The sequence below is a fragment of the Knoellia remsis genome, assembly GCF_003002895.1.
Lineage (GTDB): Bacteria > Actinomycetota > Actinomycetes > Actinomycetales > Dermatophilaceae > Knoellia > Knoellia remsis.
This window is the reverse complement of the sequence record NZ_PVTI01000019.1, coordinates 1-21,465: the sequence shown is the minus strand read 5'-3', so window position 1 is coordinate 21,465 and position 21,465 is coordinate 1. Positions and strand designations below refer to the sequence as shown.

18 protein-coding genes and 1 riboswitch are annotated in these 21,465 nt (G+C 71.3%); of the genes, 9 read left to right on the top strand and 9 right to left on the bottom strand.

The window, feature by feature from the left end; genetic code table 11:
- Positions 1-42: 42 nt before the first annotated feature.
- A complete protein-coding gene (locus tag BCF74_RS17100) occupies positions 43-801 on the bottom strand; it encodes a hypothetical protein (RefSeq protein ID WP_146132947.1) in 759 nt (252 codons plus the stop codon).
- Positions 802-916: 115 nt separating this feature from the next.
- Here BCF74_RS17100 and BCF74_RS11625 point away from each other — a divergent pair, with 115 nt between their 5' ends.
- Positions 917-1,681, top strand: a complete 765-nt coding sequence (locus tag BCF74_RS11625) for a lysophospholipid acyltransferase family protein (protein ID WP_106298171.1) — start codon at positions 917-919, stop codon at positions 1,679-1,681.
- Positions 1,682-1,898: 217 nt separating this feature from the next.
- Here BCF74_RS11625 and BCF74_RS11620 read toward each other — a convergent pair whose 3' ends face one another.
- From BCF74_RS11620 to BCF74_RS17740, 5 genes are read right to left on the bottom strand one after another with little or no spacing between them, the layout of a single operon-like run.
- Positions 1,899-2,435 (bottom strand): NUDIX hydrolase family protein, encoded by a 537-nt coding sequence (locus tag BCF74_RS11620; protein ID WP_106298127.1) that lies wholly within the window; start codon positions 2,433-2,435, stop codon positions 1,899-1,901.
- 30 nt (positions 2,436-2,465) lie between these two features.
- On the bottom strand, positions 2,466-3,368 hold the full coding sequence (locus tag BCF74_RS11615) for an ECF transporter S component (protein ID WP_106298126.1): 903 nt from the start codon (positions 3,366-3,368) through the stop codon (positions 2,466-2,468).
- The gene (locus tag BCF74_RS11610; RefSeq protein ID WP_106298125.1) at positions 3,365-5,188 is read right to left on the bottom strand and encodes an ABC transporter ATP-binding protein; all 1,824 of its coding nucleotides are present in this window, start codon (positions 5,186-5,188) and stop codon (positions 3,365-3,367) included. The genes BCF74_RS11615 and BCF74_RS11610 overlap by 4 nt, the downstream gene beginning before the upstream one ends.
- Complete coding sequence (locus BCF74_RS17745; RefSeq protein ID WP_245889319.1) at positions 5,185-6,540, bottom strand: energy-coupling factor transporter transmembrane component T; 1,356 nt, start codon at positions 6,538-6,540, stop codon at positions 5,185-5,187. The genes BCF74_RS11610 and BCF74_RS17745 overlap by 4 nt, the downstream gene beginning before the upstream one ends.
- Complete coding sequence (locus BCF74_RS17740; protein WP_245889318.1) at positions 6,537-7,199, bottom strand: hypothetical protein; 663 nt, start codon at positions 7,197-7,199, stop codon at positions 6,537-6,539. The genes BCF74_RS17745 and BCF74_RS17740 overlap by 4 nt, the downstream gene beginning before the upstream one ends.
- Before the next feature lie 115 nt (positions 7,200-7,314).
- Positions 7,315-7,387: riboswitch (cobalamin riboswitch) on the bottom strand.
- A 369-nt stretch (positions 7,388-7,756) separates the two neighbouring features.
- On the opposite strand from BCF74_RS17740, the gene ileS reads away from it, so the two are divergent.
- The 3 genes from ileS to BCF74_RS11590 are packed head-to-tail and all read left to right on the top strand — an operon-like array spanning position 7,757 to position 13,582.
- Positions 7,757-11,170, top strand: coding sequence for an isoleucine--tRNA ligase (gene ileS, locus BCF74_RS11600; protein WP_106298123.1), 3,414 nt, complete (start codon positions 7,757-7,759; stop codon positions 11,168-11,170).
- Between the two features lie 46 nt (positions 11,171-11,216).
- Positions 11,217-12,131 (top strand): sterol desaturase family protein, encoded by a 915-nt coding sequence (locus BCF74_RS11595; protein WP_106298122.1) that lies wholly within the window; start codon positions 11,217-11,219, stop codon positions 12,129-12,131.
- 59 nt (positions 12,132-12,190) lie between these two features.
- Positions 12,191-13,582, top strand: a complete 1,392-nt coding sequence (locus BCF74_RS11590) for a bifunctional folylpolyglutamate synthase/dihydrofolate synthase (protein WP_170070226.1) — start codon at positions 12,191-12,193, stop codon at positions 13,580-13,582.
- A 204-nt stretch (positions 13,583-13,786) separates the two neighbouring features.
- Here BCF74_RS11590 and BCF74_RS11585 read toward each other — a convergent pair whose 3' ends face one another.
- Entirely contained in the window at positions 13,787-15,418 is a 1,632-nt protein-coding gene (locus BCF74_RS11585) for an MFS transporter (RefSeq protein ID WP_106298120.1), read from the bottom strand.
- 97 nt (positions 15,419-15,515) lie between these two features.
- Here BCF74_RS11585 and BCF74_RS11580 point away from each other — a divergent pair, with 97 nt between their 5' ends.
- Positions 15,516-16,490 carry a helix-turn-helix transcriptional regulator gene (locus BCF74_RS11580; protein WP_106298119.1) on the top strand — a complete coding sequence of 325 codons (975 nt, stop codon included), beginning with the start codon at positions 15,516-15,518 and terminating at the stop codon, positions 16,488-16,490.
- Between the two features lie 192 nt (positions 16,491-16,682).
- Here BCF74_RS11580 and BCF74_RS11575 read toward each other — a convergent pair whose 3' ends face one another.
- Complete coding sequence (locus tag BCF74_RS11575) at positions 16,683-17,261, bottom strand: cation efflux transmembrane domain-containing protein (RefSeq protein WP_245889317.1); 579 nt, start codon at positions 17,259-17,261, stop codon at positions 16,683-16,685.
- A 261-nt stretch (positions 17,262-17,522) separates the two neighbouring features.
- Here BCF74_RS11575 and BCF74_RS11570 point away from each other — a divergent pair, with 261 nt between their 5' ends.
- The 3 genes from BCF74_RS11570 to ndk are packed head-to-tail and all read left to right on the top strand — an operon-like array spanning position 17,523 to position 18,733.
- Positions 17,523-17,789 (top strand): hypothetical protein, encoded by a 267-nt coding sequence (locus BCF74_RS11570; protein WP_106298118.1) that lies wholly within the window; start codon positions 17,523-17,525, stop codon positions 17,787-17,789.
- The gene (locus tag BCF74_RS11565; protein WP_106298117.1) at positions 17,786-18,259 is read left to right on the top strand and encodes a DUF4233 domain-containing protein; all 474 of its coding nucleotides are present in this window, start codon (positions 17,786-17,788) and stop codon (positions 18,257-18,259) included. The genes BCF74_RS11570 and BCF74_RS11565 overlap by 4 nt, the downstream gene beginning before the upstream one ends.
- 51 nt (positions 18,260-18,310) lie before the next feature.
- A complete protein-coding gene (gene ndk, locus BCF74_RS11560; protein ID WP_106298116.1) occupies positions 18,311-18,733 on the top strand; it encodes a nucleoside-diphosphate kinase in 423 nt (140 codons plus the stop codon).
- Positions 18,734-18,972: 239 nt separating this feature from the next.
- Here the strand turns inward: ndk and BCF74_RS11555 are convergent, their stop codons facing one another.
- Entirely contained in the window at positions 18,973-19,887 is a 915-nt protein-coding gene (locus BCF74_RS11555; protein WP_106298115.1) for an ArsR/SmtB family transcription factor, read from the bottom strand.
- 58 nt (positions 19,888-19,945) lie between these two features.
- Here BCF74_RS11555 and BCF74_RS11550 point away from each other — a divergent pair, with 58 nt between their 5' ends.
- Entirely contained in the window at positions 19,946-21,136 is a 1,191-nt protein-coding gene (locus tag BCF74_RS11550; RefSeq protein WP_218279258.1) for an MFS transporter, read from the top strand.
- The last annotated feature ends 329 nt before the right edge of the window (positions 21,137-21,465 follow it).

Below are 21,465 nucleotides of genomic sequence, written 5' to 3'. Positions count from 1 at the left end.
ACTACTCCACCTTCAGTGCGGTGCGTGAAGAGCAGGCCGAGGTCATGAAGATGGTCCGGGAGCTGAGGGAGCGTCCCCTGCCGCCGCTGGACTGACGCCGGGTCGCGACGAGTCGGTGATGAAGCTGCGCCGCCGGGTCAGCACCGATGCGATGACCGCCGAGAGGACCACTGTCCCCAGTAGCGCGGGCGTGGCGTACAACAGGGCCGACGTGGTGCCTTCCGGCGTTCCTTCGGTGCGACTTGCCGTGCGCGGAGGCAACACGCCTCGTGGATCGCGCATCACCGTGACCTCCGTGCCCACGCTGGGTGCGGTGTAGTTCGCATCGCCGCGGCTGCCATAAGGGGAGACGTACTCCCAGGTTCCTCGCTCGGTGCTGCCGTCGACGAACCTGTATGTGACCACGTAGGGGCCGCGTCCGGGAGCAGCGCCTACTGCTGAGACTTCCGCGGGTACTCGGTCCATTACGAACTGACCGTACAAGGCAGTTGCACCGACCGCGCCGTACAGCGGCATGGGAAATGCGAGGATGAAGGCGATGCCTATTGTAAACGGGCGAATCTTTGCGCTGACCTGGAATAGGAGTAGCACAAGCAAGATCACCCACGAGATCGCCGCAACGGGGTTTGGGAACCTAGCGCTGAGAAAAATACTGTTCAGATTCGGTCGGGTTGCGGTCCACACCGAGATCGTCAACGCCAACAGGGCCAGTGCTACAAGGACGAGTCTTCGCGAAAGGCGCATCCCCTTACCCTCAGGATCGAGGTATGCGTCTGCGGGGTCAGCCATGGGATCCGTCACAAGGCGACCCTACGAAGAGGTGCGCCGGCGGCATACCGCGGGCGACGGCGCACCGACGCAACCTAGGGAGCACGGACGCAACCTACGGCACCGTAGGCTGTCCGCCATGGCGCCCATCGAACCGCTCTACACCTCGATCATCGGCACGGCCCGCGTTGTCTTCTTCGGGCAGGGGCTGAAGTTCGTCATGGAGGGCGAGGACAACGTGCCTCGCAGCGGCGGCGCCGTCATGGCGATCAACCACACCGGCTACTTCGATTTCACGTATGCCGGGCTGGTCGCCCGCCGCTCGAAGCGTCTCGTGCGCTTCATGGCGAAGAAGTCGATCTTCTCGCACCGCGTCGCCGGCCCGCTCATGCGCGGCATGAAGCACATCCCGGTCGACCGACGCGACGGCCGCGAGTCGTTCAACCGGGCGGTGCAGGCCCTCAAGCACGGCGAGATCGTCGGTGTCTTCCCAGAGGCGACGATGTCGCGCTCGTTCGAGCTCAAGGAGTTCAAGCCGGGAGCGGTCCGGATGGCGCAGGAGGCCGGCGTGCCGATCCTGCCGACGACGATCTGGGGCTCGCAGCGGGTGTGGAGCAAGAACCTGCCCAAGCACCTCGGCCGGAGCAACATTCCCGTCTTCATCACGGTCGGTGAGCCGATCACTGTCGCGCCGGAGGAGGACCGTGCGGCTGCCACGTTGCGGCTGCGCGACGTCATGCAGGCGCAGCTCGACGCGCAGCAGGCGGCGTACCCGGCGATGACCGGCGACGACCTCGTCTACCAGCCGGCCCGGCTCGGTGGGACGGCACCCACGCCCGAGGACGCGGCGGCGCTCGACAAAGCCGACATGACGCGCACCGTCGACAAGTTCAACAAGGGCCGCGAGCGCTGACCGGTGGAGCAGGTGCTCTCCACGAGAGGTGCCTTTGCTCCGACATACGGGAGCAAATAACCACACTTGCTTCGGCCCGCTGGAGCAAATAACCACACTTGCTCCGGCCCGCTGGAGCAAACAACCACATCTGCTGCAGCGGGCGGAAGCAAAGGCACGTCGCGAGCAGGGGATGGCCGGGCGCCGGCCGTCGTCCCGTCCGCTGCGCTCAGGTCCGTCAGACGGGGTGCCCGAGGTGGGCGAGCGCCTGTCGCAGCAGCACACCGTGGCCGCGGTCCATCTCGGCGAGCACGGCGGGGGCGAGCGCGTCCTCGGGACTGAGCCAGGCGAGGTCGAGCGCGTCCTGCTGGGGCGCGCAGTCGCCGGCGACGGGCACGACGAACGCAAGCGACACGGCATGCTGGCGCGGGTCGTGGAACGGCGTCACGCCCGGCGTCGGGAAGTACTCGGCCACGGTGAACGGCACCGGTGACGGTGGCACGGCCGGCAGCGCCATCGGGCCGAGGTCCTTCTCGAGGTGCCGCAGCAGGGCGTCCCGCACCCGCTCGTGGTACATCACCCGCCCCGACACGAGCTCGCGCTGGATCTCACCGTCGGAGGCCCGCAACAACAGCCCGACCGACGTCACCGCGCCGCGCTCGTCGACCCGCACCGGCACCGCGTCGACATAGAGAATCGGCAGGCGCTCGCGGGCGTTGTCGAGCTCCTCCCGGCTCAGCCAGGCGGTCGTGTCGTCGAGCTCGAGAGGACTCATGGCGGCGATTGTGCCAAAGCCCGTCGTGGGTCAACCGGACGTGGTCTGCGTGTGGGCGGTGGTGGGCGCGGTCGATGTCGCCGATGGCGGCCCGGGCTCGAACGTGACGGGCGCTGCGAACGTGACGGGCGCTGCGAACGCCGCCCTGCGAGCCGCCCGCCGCAGAGTGCGTAGCACGATGCTGCCGGTCAGCGAGATGAGGGCGGCATTGGTCAGGGCGCGGCCCACGTCCCAGCCCAGTGAGCTCGCCAGGCTGAAGACGACGAACCGCTGCAGGTTCTCGACCACCGGTGCCCCTGCGACGAACGACAGTTCGGTGTCCAGACCCGTCGTGAAGGGCCAGAACATGAGGTTGAGCGCCACGCCGTAGAGCAGTCCGGCCACTGCGCCGTATGCCGCGAGCATCGCGATCTCGGCCTTGCCGCGCAGTGGGGGCAGCAGCCCTGCGCCGAGCCCCACCCACGCCGCCCCGAGCATCTGGAACGGCAGCCACGGCCCGACACCGCCGGTGATGAGGGCCGACGCGAACAGGGTCGTCGCGCCAAGGACGAAGCCGAATCCCGCACCGAACACCCGGCCACCGAGGATGAGAAGGAAGAAGACGGTCTCTAGACCTGCAGTGCCCGCGCCGACGGGGCGGAGGGCGGCGCCCACGGCGGAGAGGACGCCGAGCATCGCGACCGCCTTGACGTCGAGGCCACCCTCGGAGATCTCCGCGAGGACGACGGCGAGGAGGAGCGGCATGAGGAGGGAGAACAGCAACGGGGCGTTCGTGGAGTCCGCGAGGGCCGTGCCCGGGTCGACGAGCAGGGGCCATGCGAAGGCGACGACACCCGCGAGGCTCACGGCAGCGATCGCCGCGGCCGACCGGGGCCGCAAGGTGATGGCCCGGGTACGGCGCGGTTCGACTCGTAGGGCGCGCGCACCGGTCATGGCCGGTCCTCCCCAGCGTCGACCCCGTCTCGGCCGGCAGTACCCACGAGCCCGTCACGGCCGGCGGTCGCCACGACCGTGTCGGTATCGGTGGTCCCCACAACCCCGTCGGTGTCGGCGACGGCCGCACGCACGTCGTCGAGGGTGAGCCACGGTTGAGGGGAGGTGATCTTGGAGATCTGGGGCGCGAAAGCCGGGGAGGCGACGACGACCTCGCGGGTCGTGCCGTCGGCCACGACGTCACCGGCGGCCATGACGACGACGCGGTCGGCGGTCTCGGCGACGAACTCCACGTCGTGCGTGGACACGACGACGCAGCGGCCGTCATCGCTGAGAGCGCGCAGCGCCTGCCGCAACGCAGCCTTGCCCGCATAGTCGAGGCCCCGCGTCGGCTCATCGAGGAGCAGCACCGGTGGGTCCGCGGTGAGCTGCACGGCGAGGACGAGCGCGAGACGCTGTCCCTCGGACAGGTCCCGGGGGTGACGGTCGTCCGGTATGCCGGGTGCGAGCCTGTCGAGGAGCGCGCGGCTGGTGCCCGCCGGGCGACCGCTCTCGCGGTCTGCCTGTCGACATTCGGCCACGACCGAGTCGAGATAGAGCAGGTCGGCGGCGGACTGCGGCACGAGGCCGACGTGGCGGCGTCGCTGCCCCGCGTCGAGACGCCGGGGGTCGATGTCACCGGTGACGCGCACCGACCCGGAGCGCATCGGACCCGAGCCCTGGAGTGCCCAGAGGAGCGAGGACTTACCGGCGCCGTTGCGGCCCATGAGTGCGGTGATCTCGCCGGGGTGCAGGGTGAGGTCGACGCCGGCGACTGCGACGACGTGGCCGTGGGTCACCGCGACGTCGGTGGCCACGAGAGCCGACTGCTCGGTGGCGTTCCTGGCCGTGCGCCATGCGGGCCGCGCTGCTTCGGACCGTGTTGCCCGGGGCCGGGCTGCTTCGGACCGCGCAGCATCCAGCCGGTCGAGGTGGTTGTGCGGCAAGGATTCCGAGGTGTGGGGGAGGCCGCGGAGCGAGGCGGCCCGGCGGCGCGCGTCGCGCACGGACAGCGGCAGTGGTGACCAGCCGGCCCAGCGGCCGAGCTGGACGACCGGCGGAGCGACGGTCGAGGTGGCCATCGCGGTCGCCGGATCTGCTTGCGAGACAAGACCATCGGTGCCGACGTGGATGACCGTGTCGGCGTACTGCAGGACACGCTCCATGCGGTGCTCGGCGACGACGACGGTGACGGCGAGGTCGTGCACGAGACGGGTGATCGTCGCGAGCACGTCCTCCGCGCCGGTGGGGTCGAGGGCCGACGTGGGCTCGTCGAGGACGATGACCTTGGGATGGGTGGTGAGGACCGAACCGATCGCGACCCGTTGCTGCTGGCCGCCGGAGAGCTCACGCAGCGCCGCCCCGCGCAGGTCGGCGATGCCGAGGAGGTCGAGTGTCTCCTCGACACGCTTGCGCATCGTCGCAGCGGACAGGCCCAGCTGCTCCATCCCGTAGGCGAGCTCCTCCTCGACGGTGTCGGTGACGAAGCCCGCGAGCGGGTCCTGCCCGACGACCCCGACGAGATCCGCGAGGTCGCGCGGCCGGTGCTCACGGGTGTCGCGTCCGTGGACGAGGACGCGGCCCGAGAGCGTCCCACCGGTGAAGTGCGGGACGATGCCGGTCATGGTGCCCAGCAGGGTCGACTTCCCCGAGCCGGTGCGTCCGACGACGAGCGCGAGCTCGCCCTCCTCCACGTGGACGGACACGTCGCGCAGGACCGGCGCGTCGGCGTCGTCAAAGTGGACGCTGACGCGGTCGAGGACGACCGCGGGCCCGGTCATGACTCGCCCTCCACTGCCCAGGCCTGGGACTTATTGCGCATACTTCGCACGCGTCGGTGCGAACTCTGGGCAATCAGTCGGGGAGACGTGCGGGAGGAGGGGGCGTTCGGATGCGAAGTCTGCGCAATCAGTCGGGGAGACGTACGGAAGGAGGGGGCGTTCGGATGCGAAGTTTGCGCAATCAGTGGGGTTCTGGGGGTGTCGGGGCGCACGGAATCGGCAATCAGTGGGGAGGCGGGGCCCCGGGGTGCGGGGCGCGGCGGCTCGGGCGTCACGAATGCGGGGAGCCCGGCCACCAGGAGCCCACCGAGCGCGAGCAACGGCAGCGCGGGGACGGCGAGGGGCGCGACCGGCATACCCAATGACGCGGCGTCGCCGCGCAACGTCAGCTGCACCCCCACGACGGCAGCGGTGCCGCAGGCGACGGTGACCCACTCCGGAGCGCCCCAAGGGTCGCGGCGGTAGGTCGTGCGCGCGTTGGCGCGGCCACCGAGCCAGATGCCGAGGAGGGACATGCCGACCCCCGCGGTGAGGGCCGGTGCGCCCAGCCAGCCCGGGGTCGTCGCGTCGAGGACGCCGTAGATGCCGATGGCGCTGAGGAGCAGGCCGCCGAGGGTGCAGACCGCCGTGAGCACGCGCACCGCCGGCGAGAGGACCCGGCGCCGCCCGTAGCCGCGCGAGTCCATCGCCGCTGCCAGCATGATCGAGCGGTCGAGGGTGTCCTCGAGGACGGGCAGCGCGACCCGGGGCAGTGCCCGTATGCCGCGTGCGGACTCCCCGCGCAGCGCGCGGGCGCGCATGACGCGCTGCACGCTGTCGGCGAGCTGCGGTGCGACGGTGATCGTCACGACGATCGCCGATCCGACCTCCGACAGCGCGCCGGGAAGGCTGCGCAGGAGACGCTTCGGGTTGGCGAGGGCGTTGGCCGCGCCGATGCAGGCGATCATCACGGCGAGACGGAGGCCTTCGCAGACGGCCGCGACGAAGCCCTCGAGCCGGACGTCGCCGAGGAGGTTGATCCCGGAGGCCCACGACGGCAGCGCGACCTCGGGCAGGGGCAGGATCACCGTCTCGCCGGTCTTCAGCCCGGCGACGATGTGCAGGACGGCCCGGACGGCGACGATGAAGGCGCCGAGCCACAGGTAGAGCCGGAAGGACCGGGCCCACGGCGACGACCCGCGACGGGCCACGACGACCAGCGCGGCGACGCCGAGTGCAGTGAGCAGCACGAAGGGGTTCGTCACGCGGCTCACCGCGACGGCCAGCGCGATGGCCCACAGCCACCACGCGGCAGGATGCACCGAACGCGGCACGGCCCCGCCGAGGCCGTTCACCCCGCCGAGGCCGTTCACCCCACCGTCTCGCCCCGGCGTCGGCGCGCGGCGACGAGAGCGACGGCCGCGACGAGGGCCGCGAGCAGGACGAGCCCCGCGACGAGGGCCCAGCTGCCCGACCCGTCGTCCGCGGTCTCGTCGGCGGCGTCTGCCGCGTCGGTCGATGCGTCGCTCGACGGGGACGCCGCGGCCGACGGGCTCGCCGACGCCACCGCTGCCTCCGGAGAGGTCTGCGGCAGCGCGCCGTCGCCGAGCCGGAAGCCGATGGCGGTCCCCGGCGCCGGGTCGACGTCGCTGACGCCCGCGGTGGCGAAGGCCCACGCGGCACCGGGCTTCTGCGGGTCGGCCTGGAAGAAGCCCCAGAACGCCGTCGCCGGCGGCATCGCCGCGCAGGTGTCCGACTCCGGGACGCCGTCGATGCGGCAGATGACCTTGCCGTCGTAGGCCTTGGTCCAGGTGATCTCGTGCCCGGCGGCCTCGAGCGCCTCCGTGGCGGTGGCCGGGTCGCCCGGCGCGCACCTCGTCGTCGTGCCCTCGGAGGACTCGACGACGACGGTGACCCCGGAGCAGGCCGACGCGCCGGGTGAGGTCTCGGCGACGGCCGCGGCCGGCATACCGACGAGCGCAGCGAGCGCGAGAGGCGTGATGACGCGAAGGCGACGAGCGATGCGAATCATGGTGGGCGAGAGCCTTCCTCAGCGGTTCGTGACGACCGCCCGAACCCGGCTCCTGCCGACCGTCCGGGCTCCGTCCCGTGACCTCGACGGTGATGTGGAGCCGCTCGCGACGACGGGGCATTCCGGCTCGCCACCCTCGCGGGCGGCCTACGGCTGCGGGTCAGCGCCGGACTTCGACCGGCTTCCCCCCGCGTCGCGGTGGGTGCTCGCCGATGTCCGGCGAACCCACCGAGTGTAACGCGGTTGGGTGGCGCCCGGCGGCCTGCGTAGACTGCCCTCACAGGCGTTCGAGCCGTCATCAGCGGCGAGCCTTCGGAAGAACGGCGGGGCCCTTGCTCCGCTCACTAGAACCGAACGTCGGGGTCACGTCACGACCTGGTGCAAGAGCGGCCGTATGCCGTCCGCCCGCCTCGGGCGAGCGGCTGCGGCAAGCGAGGTGGTACCGCGGAGGCGACCGGACGGCATACGCCGGACGGGACGGCCCTTCGTCCTCGTCAGCAGACCGACACCCGTCGAGCCACACCCTGACGACCGACGACCCGCAGGAGCCACCCGACATGACCTACCCCAAGGTCTCCAGCCACCCCGGCGCCGCACTCGGCGTGCCCGCCTCCCCGTCGTTCCCGCAGATCGAGGAGGGGGTGCTCGCGTACTGGGCCGACGACGACACCTTCCGGGCCTCCGTCGAGCAGCGCGACGCGGGCGAGAACGGCGAGAACGAGTTCGTCTTCTACGACGGCCCGCCGTTCGCCAACGGGCTGCCGCACTACGGGCACCTGCTCACCGGCTACGTCAAGGACCTCGTGCCGCGCTACCAGACGATGCGCGGGCACCGGGTCGAGCGCCGGTTCGGGTGGGACACCCACGGCCTGCCGGCCGAGCTGGAGGCGATGAGCCAGCTCGACATCAAGACCAAGGACGAGATCCTCGAGCTCGGCATCGAGAAGTTCAACGACGCCTGTCGTGCCTCGGTGCTCAAGTACACCGACGAGTGGCAGGCCTACGTCACCCGCCAGGCGCGGTGGGTCGACTTCGACAACGACTACAAGACGCTCAATGCGCCGTACATGGAGTCGGTGATGTGGGCGTTCAAGGCGCTCCACGACAAGGGGCTGATCTACGAGGGCTTCCGCGTCCTGCCCTACTGCTGGAACGACCAGACGCCGCTGTCGAACCACGAGCTGCGGATGGACGACGAGGTCTACCAGATGCGCCAGGACCCGGCGGTCACCGTCGGCATGGTCCTCGACTCCACCGGTGAGGACGCCGTCCTCGACGGCGCGCACCTGCTCGTGTGGACGACGACGCCGTGGACGCTGCCGAGCAACCTGGCGGCCATGGTCGGCTCCGACATCGACTACGTCGTCGTCGAGGCGCCGGTGCCGGGGCGCGAGGCCGGTGGGGACGGCGCGGACGGCGCGGACGGCGCAGACGGCGCGACGGCGCGGTACCTGCTCGCCGAGGCGCGGCTCGGGCACTACGCGCGCGAGCTCGGGGAGGAGCCGACGGTGCTCGGCCGCTACAAGGGCTCCGAGCTCGTGGGGCGCACCTACACCCCGCCGTTCTCCTACTACGCGGGGCACGAGAACGCGTTCCGCATCGTCGCCGCCGACGACGCCGTGACGACGACCGACGGTACCGGTGTCGTCCACACCGCCGGCGCCTTCGGTGAGGTCGACAAGGAGGTCACCGACCGCGAGGGCATCGAGCCGGTCATGCCGGTCGGCGCCGACGGCGCCTTCACCGCGCCGGTGAACGAGTACGCCGGCATGCTCGTCTTCGACGCCAACGTGCCGATCATCGAGCACCTCAAGGCGGCGACGCGCGGCGCGGGCGCCGGCGACATCGGCTCGGTGACGCCGGGCACGGTGCTGCTGCGCCGCGAGTCCTACATGCACTCCTACCCGCACTGCTGGCGCTGCCGCGAGCCGCTCATCTACAAGGGTGTCTCGTCGTGGTTCGTCGAGGTGACGAAGTTCAAGGACCGCATGGTCGAGCTCAACCAGCAGATCGAGTGGGTGCCCGAGCACGTCAAGGACGGCCAGTTCGGCCGCTGGCTCGAGAACGCCCGCGACTGGTCGATCACGCGAAACCGCTTCTGGGGCAGCCCTGTTCCGGTCTGGCGCTCGGACAACCCCGAGTACCCGCGCATCGACGTCTACGGCTCGTTCGAGGAGCTCGAGCGCGACTTCGGGCGGCTGCCGCGCGACCGTGACGGCGAGCCGAACCTGCACCGCCCGTTCGTCGACGAGCTGACCCGGCCCAACCCCGACGACCCGACGGGCCAGTCCACGATGCGCCGCGTCGAGGACGTCCTCGACGTGTGGTTCGACTCGGGCTCGATGTCGTTCGCGCAGGTGCACTACCCCTTCGAGAACCGCGACTGGTTCGAGCACCACTTCCCGGGCGACTTCATCGTCGAGTACATCGGGCAGACGCGCGGCTGGTTCTACACGCTGCACGTGCTCGCGACGGCGCTGTTCGACCGGCCCGCGTTCACGTCGGTCATCTGCCACGGCATCGTCCTCGGCAACGACGGCCAGAAGATGAGCAAGTCGCTGCGCAACTACCCCGACGTCACCGAGGTGTTCGACCGCGACGGCGCCGACGCGATGCGCTGGTTCCTCATGAGCTCGCCGATCCTGCGCGGCGGCAACCTCATCGTCACCGAGGAGGCCATCCGCGAGGGCGTGCGCCAGGTGCTCATCCCGCTGTGGAACAGCTGGTACTTCTTCTCGCTCTACGCCAACGCCTTCGGCGGTGGCGACAGCGGTGGCGGCGCCGATGGCGACGGCGACGGCGAGAGCAAGGGGTATGACGCCCAGCGCTCCACCGAGTCCACCGCACCTCTCGACCGCTACCTGCTCGCGAAGCTGCGCCAGCTCGTCGAGACGACGACCGCCCAGCTCGACGGTCTCGACGTCGCCGGGGCCTGCGACTCGGTGCGCGGCTTCGTCGACGTGCTGACGAACTGGTACATCCGCCGGTCGCGAGAACGCTTCTGGGACAGCGGAACCGGTGCCGAGACCACCGAGAGCGCGGCCGACGCGCGTGCCGCGTTCGACACGCTCTACACGACGCTCGAGGTACTGACCCGGGTCACGGCTCCGCTCCTGCCGCTCGTCTCGGAGGAGATCTGGCGCGGCCTCACCGGCGGCCGCTCGGTGCACCTCACCGACTGGCCCTCGCCGGACGAGCTGCCGGCCGATGACGAGCTCGTCGCCCGGATGGACCAGGTGCGGGCGATCTGCTCGGTCGCCTCGTCGCTGCGCAAGGCCGAGAAGCTGCGGGTGCGCCTGCCGCTGCGTGACCTCACCGTCGCGGTGCCGGACGCCGCCGCGCTGCGCGACTTCGCGCCGATCATCGCCGACGAGGTCAACGTCCGCCAGGTGTCGCTGCTCGACCTCGACGCGGTGGGCGAGAGCGACTTCGGCGTGACGCAGCGGCTCACCGTCAACGCCCGCGCGGCTGGCCCGCGCCTGGGCCGTGACGTCCAGCAGGCCATCAAGGGCAGCAAGTCCGGTGACTGGTCGGTCGCCGAGGACGGCACCGTCACCAGTGGCGGGCTCGAGCTCGTCGAGGGCGAGTACGTCCTCGAGACGGTCGTGGAGGGCGGGGGCGAGCAGTCGCGTGCCACGGCGGTCCTGCCGGGCGGCGGTTTCGTCGTCCTCGACACGGAGGTCACGCCCGAGCTCGCCGCGGAGGGCCTCGCCCGCGACGTCATCCGCGCGGTGCAGCAGGCCCGTCGCGAGGCCGGGCTCGACGTGAGCGACCGGATCTCGCTGACCATCACGGGCTCGCAGCCGGTGTGGGAGGCGACGGTCGCGCACCAGGGCCTCATCGTCGACGAGACGCTCGCGACCCAGTTCGGCTCGGCTCCGCAGCTCGAGGCCCTGCCGCTGGAGAACGGGACCGTCGAGGTCGACCTCAGCGACGGCGAGAAGGCGCGCATCCGCGTCGCCAGGCTCTGACGCGGGAGCCGGCCCACCGGCATACCCGTTGGTAACCTTCGGGGTCATGGACAGCCCCTGGGCGATCATGAGCGACCCGACGCACGACCCGGTGCTCTTCGCGCTGCCGTTCTTCGCGCTGTTCATCGGTCTCGAGCTGCTGTCGCTGAAGTACCTCGACGACCACGACGAGCCGGGCGACCCCGGCCGGATGGGGTATGCCGCGAAGGACACCGCGTCGAACCTCGCCAGCGGCTTCGGCTCCGTCGTCATCAACCTCGGGGCCCGGTTCGCGGCACTGTTCCTCTACTTCGCGCTGTGGTCGGTCGCGCCGTGGCACCTCGATGCGAGCAGCCCGTGGACGTGGGTGTTCACGCTGCTCGCCGTCGACCTGCTCTGGTACGCCTACCACCGCGCGAGCCACCGCATCCGCATCCTCTGGGCGGCCCACCAGGCGCACCACTCGTCGGTGTACTTCAACTACTCCGTCGCGTTGCGGCAGAAGTGGAACCCATGGGGTGAGCTGCTCTTCTGGACGCCGCTGCCGCTGCTCGGGGTGCCGCCGTGGATGATCTTCTTCGCCTTCTCGCTCAACCTCATCTACCAGTTCTGGGTGCACACCGAGACGATCCCGAAGCTGTGGGCGCCGGTCGAGTTCGTCCTCAACACCCCGAGCCACCACCGGGTCCACCACGCGAGCCAGAAGCAGTACCTCGACCGCAACTACGGCGGGATCCTCATCGTCTGGGACCGGCTGTTCGGCACGTATGCCGAGGAGGAGGACGTGCCGGTCTACGGGCTCACCGTGCCGGTGACGACGCACAACCCGTTCCGGCTCCAGTACGTCGAGTTCGCTGCGGTGTTCCGTGACGTATGCCGCGCGCGCACCTGGCGCGAGCGCGCCGGCTACCTCTTCGGGCCGCCGGGCTGGGCGCCCGGTCACCCGACGCTGCCCCCGGGGTCCGAGACGGTCACCCGCTGAGGCGAGCCGGTCCACGGTGCGGCACGGGACGGCATACGACGCCTGAGACAATGGGCGGCATGTCACCGGCCCCCGACTCCGCCCAGCGCGAGGCAGCGCGCACCCTCGAGATCACCAAGCGGATGCGCGAGGTCGAGGAGTCGATCCTCGCGCGCGCCCCGGAGCACGACCTCGAGCCGTCGATCGACCGGATCCAGGCCGTCATGGAGCTCGCCGGAGACCCGCAGCACACGTTCCCCGTCATCCACCTCACCGGCACGAACGGCAAGACCACGACGGCCCGGGTCATCGAGACGGTCCTCGACGAGATGGGGCTGAAGACTGGGCGGTTCACGTCGCCGCACCTGCACTCGATGCTCGAGCGCATCGTCATCGGGGGGCGACCGATCACGGCCGAGCGGTTCCTCGCGGCCTACGACGACGTCGCGCCGCTCATCGGGGTCGTCGACGCGCGCTTCACCGCTGAGGGTGGTCCGCGGATGACGTACTTCGAGGTGCTCGTCGCCGTCGCGTATGCCGCGTTCGCCGACGCGCCCGTCGACGTCGCCGTCGTCGAGGTCGGCATGGGCGGGGCGTGGGATGCGACGAACGTCGCCGACGGTTCGGTCGCGGTCATCACGCCCATCGCGCTCGACCACCGGCACTTCCTCGGTGACACCGAGACCGACATCGCGCTGGAGAAGTCGGGGATCATCAAGGCCGACGGCATCGCCGTCTCCGCCGTGCAGAACGACCCGGCCGTCACCGCGATCCTCGACGAGCGCGCCGAGGAGGTCGGAGCGCAGATCGCGCACGAGGGTGAGCAGTTCGGCATCGAGTCGGCCGACGTCGCGGTGGGCGGTCAGGCGCTGACGATCCGCGGGCTGGCGGCCACGTATCCCGACCTCTTCGTGCCGCTGCACGGTGCGCACATGGCCCAGAACGTCACGCTGGCCGTCGCGGCCGTGGAGGCGTTCGTCGGCGGCGGAGAGCAGGCCCTCGACGTCGACGTGCTGCGCGCCGGACTGGCGCGGGTGACCTCCCCGGGCCGGCTCGAGGTCGTGCGCCGCAGCCCCACAGTGCTCGTCGACGCGGCGCACAACCCCGCCGGTGGGCTTGCCCTGCGCGACGCGCTGAACGAGGCGTTCACCTTCACCAAGCTCGTCGGGGTCATCGCGATCCTCAAGGACAAGGACGCCACCGAGATGCTCGAGATCCTCGAGCCGGTCCTCGACGAGGTCGTCATCTCGCGGACGACCTCACCTCGCGCGATGCGCCCGCACGACCTCGGCGAGATCGCCCGGGGTGTCTTCGGGGATGCGCGGGTGACGGTTGTCGAGGACCTGCCCGACGCGCTCGACCGGGCCGCGGCCCTTGCGGACGAGGGTGGCGTCGGTGGCGGCGTGCTGGCCACGGGCTCGGTCATCACCGCCGCCGAGGTGCGCATGCTCTTGGGCGTCACCGACGCCTGACCCGCGGGGCCGGCCGGCCCGGGAGTGCCCTCCTCTCGGCGCGGGTCGGCCGGCCCGGGAGCGCCCTCCTCTCGGGCGCCGCCCCGAGGTTGGGGCGTCGCAAGTCGGGCCACCCGAGCTCGCGCCGCCACATGCTCTGATCTTGCGTCGTCCTTTGGACCACCCCGAGTGGCCCAAAGGACGACGCAAGATCGGAGTGTTCGATCAGGAAACAGACGATCCGTCCCGCTCAGCCTCCAACGGTCGTTCAGCCCCACCCGGCGCGTCCTCACGCGGCGCGCCCTCACGCGTCGCGCCTCCCTGTGGCGCCGTGGCGGGCAGCGCCCGGGCGACCGCAGCGGCGACGAGCAGCAGCCCGACGAGGACGAGCAGCACGACCTGGAACGCCGGGCCGAACATCTGCGACGGCACGGCCGACGCGTGCGCTTCGAGCACCGAGAAGAACAGCGACCCGATCACCGCCACGCCAGCAGCACCGGCGAGCTGGCCCGTCGTGCTGAAGAGCCCCGACGCCGAGCCCGCCTTCTCCACCGGCACCCCGGCCAGCGTGAACACGCCGATCGGCGAGACCATGAGCCCGAACCCGACACCCGACACGACGAGCGCCGGCACGAACGCCCACCACGACGTCGTCGCGTCGGCGCCGTGCACGGTCAACGCCAGCAGTCCGGCACCCGCGGCCCAGACCAGGGCCCCGAGCTGGAGCACGCGCCGTCCGATCCGCGGCACGAGCACCGTGACCGCGAGCCCCGCGCAGACCGTCGTCGCCACCGCGAACGGCACCCCCACGAGCCCGGCCTTGAGCACCGACCAGCCGAGCCCCGCCTGGAGGTAGATCGTCTGGCAGAGGAAGTACGCCGCCATCGCCATGAACAGCACCGCGTTGAGCACCGACCCCGCAGCGAACCCGCGCTCGCCGTAGAGGCTCAGCGCCACCAGCGGCTCACGCCCGGCACGCTCCGCACGCACCTGACCGCGGGCGAACCACGCGAGCACGACCACGCCGCCGGCCATCGCGGCATACACCCACGCGGGCCAGCCGAGCTCGCGACCGAGGGTCAGCGGGTAGAGCACGGCGAACAGCCCGACCGCCAGCACGGTGACCCCGCGCACATCGAGCCGAGGCGCCACTGCCGCAACGGATTCCGGCACCCAGCGCAGCGCCGCGACGATCGCGAGCACCCCGAAGGGGACGTTGACGAGGAAGATCGAGCGCCACCCCAGACCACCGAGGTCGGCCTCGGTGAGCACGGCACCGACCACTGGCCCAAGGATCGCCGACAGCCCGGCGAGGCCGGTGAACAGCCCCATCGCCTTCGCCCGCTCCTCGGGGCGGTACATCACCTGCAGGCTCGAGAGCACCTGCGGGATCATCGCGGCGGCCGCGAGCCCCTGGAGGGCGCGGGCCGCGACGAGCAGCTCGGGGTTCGGTGCCAGCCCGCAGGCCGCCGACATCGCCGTGAACCCGGCGAGCCCCACGATGAAGACGCGCTTGCGGCCGAGCAGGTCGCCCAGTCGCGACCCGGTGATGAGCCCGAGCGCGAATGCCAACGGATACGCCGCCACCATCCACTGCAGCTGGGTCGCGCTCGCACCGAGGGCCGCCTCGATCGTCGGGAGCGCGACGTTGACGATCGTCGTGTCGAGCAGCTCCATCGTCGAGGCGAGGAAGAGGCTGAGCAGCGCGATGGTGCGCGCCCTCCCTGTCGGAAGCAGCCCGTGCCGAGCGTCGTCTTGCGTCGCGAAATCCGTTGTCCCGTATGCCGTTCCGTCGCCTGTCGGGTCTGCCTCCGGTGTCGCATCGGCCGGGGGAGTGGCGGTGGTCGCCGTCGTCATCACTGCTCCTGTCGTCGTGCTCTCCTGCTTCGGTCGATCTCGACGCTAGGGAGCATTCAGGCCACTTCCTGACCGCATTGCGAGCGATGATGGATTCATGGCGAACACGAGCTCCCGCACCCTGCGACTCCTCTCGCTCCTCCAGACGCACCGCTTCTGGCCGGGCAGCGAGCTCGCCGGTCGCCTCGAGGTCTCCGAGCGCACGCTGCGGCGCGACATCGAGCGGCTCCGCGAGCTCGGCTACCCCGTCGATGCGACGCGCGGCGTCGACGGCGGCTACCAGCTCGCCGCCGGAGCCGCGATGCCGCCGCTCACCGTCGAGGAGGACGAGGCCATCGCGATGGCGGTCGCCCTCGGCAGCGCCGCGCACCAGGGCAGCGGCCCACTCGCGGAGGCCTCCCTCTCCGCGCTGTCCAAGGTCGTCCAGGTCCTCCCGGCGAAGCTCAAGCGACGCGCCGAGGCGCTGCGCGCCGCAACCGTCGACTCACCGTTCGCCCCGGCTCCCGAGGTGTCGGCCGAGGTCCTCGCCACGCTGTCGCAGTGCATTCGCGACGGCGAGCGGCTGCGCTTCCGCTACACCGCGGCCGGTGGCGCGGCGGCCGGCGAGGACCGCGGGCGCCACGTCGAGCCACACCAGCTCGTCACCGTCGGGCGGCGCTGGTACCTCGCGGCCTACGACCTTGAACGCTTCGACTGGCGGTCGTTCCGGCTCGACCGGCTCTCGGCGCCGATGGGGACCCGGGCCCGGTTCCGGCGGCGCGAGATTCCCGGCGGCGACGCGGCATCCTTTGTCCGACAAGGACTCTCGCAACGCGACCGTGGCCAGCAGGTGACCGCACTGGTCCATGCACCGGCCACGGAGGTCGAGGAACGCATCGGCCGGTGGGCCCAGGTCACACCGGTCGGCCGGGCAACCTGTCGCGTCGAGATGGACGCGAGCCAGCCCCAGTGGGCCCTGCTCGGGCTCGGTGTCGTGGGTGCGCCGTTCGAGGTCGAGGACGCACCCGAGGATCTGGTCCGCGCCCTTGACGACTGGGCCACCCGCTTCACCGCAGCGGCGACCGCGCGCTGACAGGCAGACCACGTACGCCACGTGAGCCCCAGCCCGCCCTCGCCCCGATTGCTTGCGTCTGCGTGGGTGGTCAGTTTCTTGACCATCCACGCAGACGTTGCCGTATGCCGTCCTGTTGCGTCTTCGTGTGCGCTGACTCGCGGAGTGGGTCGGCTCATGCTTCGCACTCGCGCTCAGCCTTCGCGCTGACGCTCAGCCGATCTCCTCGCCAGCGAGGGCCTTGGCCGCCAGCCGCTCCTCACCGGCGGCTTCCCACACCTCCGCCGCCGAGTGCAGTGCCAGCGCGATGATCCCGAGGCCGAGTAGGAGGTCCGGCCAACCGGACCGTGTCACCGCCGTGACGAGGCCCATCACGATGATCGCGACGTTGACGAGGACGTCGTTGCGCGCAGAGAGATAGGCCGCCCGCGACAGGCTGCCGCCGGAGGTCCGGATCCGGACGAGCAGCCACGCGCAGAACCCGTTGACGACCGCCGCCCCGCCGGCCGTCGCGACGAGCCAGCGCACATCGGGCGCCTCCGGTGCGCCCCACTTCGACACCGCCTGCCAGAGCGCCGCCCCCGCGGGTAGCAGCATGAGCCCGGCCATGACACGTCCCGCGACCGCCCGGTGCCGCAGGCCCCAGCCCAGCGCGAAAGCGATGAGCAGGTTGATCGAGGTGTCCTCGAGGAAGTCGACACTGTCGGCGAAGAGCGCCACCGACCCGATCGCGAGCGCCACTGCCGCCTCGACCCAGAACGCGGCGAAGTTCAGGCCGGCGACGACGAGCACGACCCGGCGCAGTCGTCCCGGGTCGACGGTGTCCCCGGGCGCATCCGGTCGTGAAAGTGAGGACGCTGCGTCGGGCCGTGAGGGTGAGGACGCTGCCTTGGGCCGTGAGGGTGAGGACGCTGCCTTGGGCCGTGAGGGTGAGGACGCTGCCTTGGGCCGGGAGGGTGAGGACGCTCCCTCGGGCGCAGGCGAGCGCGAGGCGCGCGGCTCGGTAGGGGACACGGCTCCATCCAACCAGCGCACGCGGCATACCCTCGTGGCATGCACCCGATCACCAAGCTGCTGCTCATCGTCGTCATCGCGGTGCTCGTCTTCTGGCTCGTGACCAAGGTGCGCGAGAGCACCCGTGGCGACCGGGTCAGCTTCCGGCCGGTCGAGGACCTGCCGCTCGACGTGCAGCAGTCCATCGACCACGCCCTCGCCAAGGGCAAACGGGGTGCAGCGGTGCGCCTCTACCGCAAGGCGACCAAGGCGCCGCAGGACGCGGCCCAGGCGGCGATCGACGTGCGGGAGTGGAAGCGCGGATGAGCCGGCGCACCTCTCTCCAGCTCACCGGCCCGGTCGGGACGTTCACCTGGCGGATGCTCGCGACCGTCCTCGGTGGCCAGGGGATCGTCATCCTCCTCGGCGCGCTCGTCGCGCGCGCGACCGCATCCGCCGCCGGGTCCCCGCATGCGTCGACCTACCTCTGGGGAGGGGTCGCCCTCGGAGTGTTCGCGTTCGTCGTCGCCGGCCTCATGCGGACCCCGCTCGGGCTGCCGCTCGGCTGGGTTGTGCAGCTCCTCACCTGGGCGAGCGCGCTCGTCGTCCCCGCGATGATCGGCGTCGGCCTCGTCTTCACCGGGCTGTGGGTCTACTGCCTTCTCAAGGGCCGACAGGTCGACGTGATGATGGCGCAGCGGGCGCGGGCCGCCGACTCCGGCGACGCGGACGAGTGGCCCGACGTGCGGCCCGACGCGAGGCCCGGCGAGCGGCCCGACGCGAGGCCCGGCCAATGACCGCCGAGGACACTGCGCGAGGCCGCGGGCCCGCTCGCTAGGCTGGCGCGCGTGACCACCGAACGCTCACTCGTCCTCGTCAAGCCAGACGGCTACGCCCGCGGTCTCACCGGGGAGGTGCTGCGCCGCATCGAGGCGAAGGGGTACACCCTCGTCGCGCTCGCGGTGACGACCCCGACCCGCGAGATGCTCGCCGCCCACTACGCCGAGCACGAGGGGAAGCCGTTCTACGAGCCGCTCGTCGAGTTCATGTCCTCGGGCCCGGTGACGGCCGCCGTCATCGAGGGCCAGGGCTGCATCCCGGGCTTCCGCTCGCTTGCCGGCGCGACGAACCCGACGGAGGCCGCGCCCGGCTCGATCCGCGGCGACCTCGGCCGCGACTGGGGCGAGAAGGTGCAGAAGAACATCGTCCACGGCTCCGACTCGCCCGAGTCCGCTGCACGCGAGATCGGCATCTGGTTCCCCGACCTCTGAGCCACCGGCTCCTCGAACACGCCTCTGAGCCACCGGCTCCTCGAACACGCCTCTGAGCCACCGGCTCCTCGAACACGCCTCTGAGCCAGTGGCTCCTCGCTCATGATGTCCCCGTATGCCGGCCGCGCAGCAGCGCGGCCGGCATACGTCTCCCACCCGCCACGGTGAGCCCACCCTCGCGGGTGGGCTGCGCTGGTGGCGATGGGCAGCCGCCGGCGTCCTCCGGGTGGAGCCGCGCGTCAGCCCGCGAGCTCGTCGCCGAGCGGGGTACGCCAGTAGAGCACCTCGCGCCCGGACCGGCGTCGGGTCACCAGCCCGGACTCGCGCAGCACGGTGAGGTGGTTGCCGACCGAGCCGAGGGTCAGCCCTGAGCGGGCGACGAGCTGCGTCGTGGACGCGGGCGCGTCGAGCAGTCGGAGCAGTCTGGCGCGGTTGCCACCGATGAGTCCGGCCAGCGCCGTTGCCGGCGGGGTCGACTCGCGCAGGCCGGTGCCGGTGGCCGGGTAGGTCAGGGCGAAGCGGCGCGCCGGAAGGTCCCACATGACGTAGCCGCGCCCGGCCTGCACCGGGTGGAAGGTCAGGTCCGCGTCGGTGAGGTCCTTGGGCGGCAGGTCATGTGAGCTGATGCGCATCACCCCTTCGCCGAGGTATGCCGTCCCCGGCCGCAGGTCGGTCAGCGCGGCCGCCCAGCCACCACGGCTCAGCGACGTCGTGCGCGAGACGATGTCGGACTCGAGAACCCGGCGCAGCCGCGGCCAGTCGTCGGCGACCTCGAGGCCCCACGCGAGGGTGTGCAGCTCGGCGATGGCATCGCCGAGACGGCGGGCTCGACGCAGGGTGGATGACGGCATCACGCCGCGTACCTGCTCGATGTCCTGTCGCACCTGGCGGTCGGGGGTCCGCCGGACCGCGTCGAGCTCGTCGTGGAGGGAGTCGGCAGGCTCGGTCGCGGGCGTGAAGCAGTCGGCGATCCAACGCCGAGCGATCCCCTCGTCGAGCAGCGCCCGATGAACGGGTCGGTCGGCCAGCGTCGCGGCGAACTCGGGTGAGGGTCGCGCGTGCAGACGGCCGAGTGCGGTCATAGCGACGGCCAGATGCGACACGGCGAAGCGGGCACGCGCGAGCACGTCCGGACCCAGCACCCAGTCGCTCATCTTTCGCCTCCACACGAAAGTCTATGTGCGGGTGCCGGCTCGCGATGGGCTGGTGCGCGTGACCTCGTACTCGACCCTGTTGCGGCACAGGGAGTTCCGCGCGCTCTTCGTGAGCTTCGCCGCCCTCATTGCCGCGACGTCGCTGGGCGGGCTGGCCCTGGCCACCCTCGTCAACGACGAGACGAGCTCTCCGCTGCTCACCGCGCTCAGCCTGTTCGGTCCGGCGCTCGCGACGGTCGTCGGCGCGTCCACGGCCATGTCGGCTGCCGACACCGGGAGACCGCGACGCGCCCTGCTCGCGCTCACGCTCCTCGCCGCGGCGATCATGCTCGTCCAGACCGTGCCCGGTCTGCCCGTGCTCGTCCGGCTCGCGCTGGCCATGGTGTTGGGGCTCGTCCTGTCTGTGGCCGGCGGGATCCGCCTCGGGCTGCTGGCCGAGGTCGTCCCCGAGCAGGCCTACGCCCTGGCGCGATCCCTCATGAACGTCGCGACGGGCGCGATGCAGATCGCTGGTCTCGGGGGTGCGGCGCTCCTGCTCGCGGTCATGACGCCGCGGCAGTTGTTCTTCCTCACGGTGCTGCTTCTCATCGTGTCCGCCGTCCCGGTGCTGGGTGTCCGCCGGTCCTCGGCCCGCCCCGTCGACCGGCCGAGCCTGCGCCAGACGCTGAGGGTCAATGCGTGGCTCATCCGACAGCGGCGGCTGCGCCCGGTCCTGCTCAACCTGTGGGTGCCCAACGGCCTCATCGTCGGGTGCGAGGCGCTCTTCGTCCCGTATGCCGGTCAGGGCGCCGGGGTGCTGTTCGCGGCCGGGGCGCTCGGCATGCTCGCGGGCGACCTCACGATGGGCCGCCTCGTCACGCGCGAGCAGCGGCGCCGGCTCACGTCGTGGATGCGGGTCGTGCTCGCCGTGCCGTTCCTCGCCTTCGCGCTCGATCCCGCGTTGCCCGTCGCGGCGGGACTCGTGCTCGTGGCAACGGTCGGCTACTCCGGCACGCTCGCGCTCCAGGAGCGGCTGCTCGCGCTCACGCCGGCGGCCGTCCGAGGTCAGGTTCAGGGAGTGGAGAGCTCGGGCCGGATGACCATGCAGGGCGTGGGCGCGATCGTCGCCGGCTCGCTCGCCGAGGTCGTCCCGGTGTCGATCGCCATGGCGATCTGCGCCGCCGCTTCTCTCCTGCTCACGCTCTCGACCCTGCGCCCGCTCGCCCGGGAGCTGCGTTCACCGGTACCCATGCCGGGCGCGTTTCGGTGACCTGCCGCGTCCCGGGCTCGTCGGTCGTGGCGCAGCGGGTCGGCACAGCGGGACGAGGCGCGGCGGGTGCAGCACAGTGGACGCGACACATCGCTCGACTGGGCGAGGCACAGTGGTCGTTTCGGGGATGGAGGTGGCGGGGGCGGGGCGGTCAACCCGTGGCTTGTCGTTGTCGGAAGTGGATGGTGATGCGGCCGTCGGCATCACGTTCGATCCAGTGTTCGGTGTCGGCGCGGTCGATGGCGTGGTGGTGGGTGCCGCAGAGGGGGACGGCGTCGTCGATGCGGGTGTGGCCGCCGTCGCGCCAGGCGGTGAGGTGGTGGGTTTCG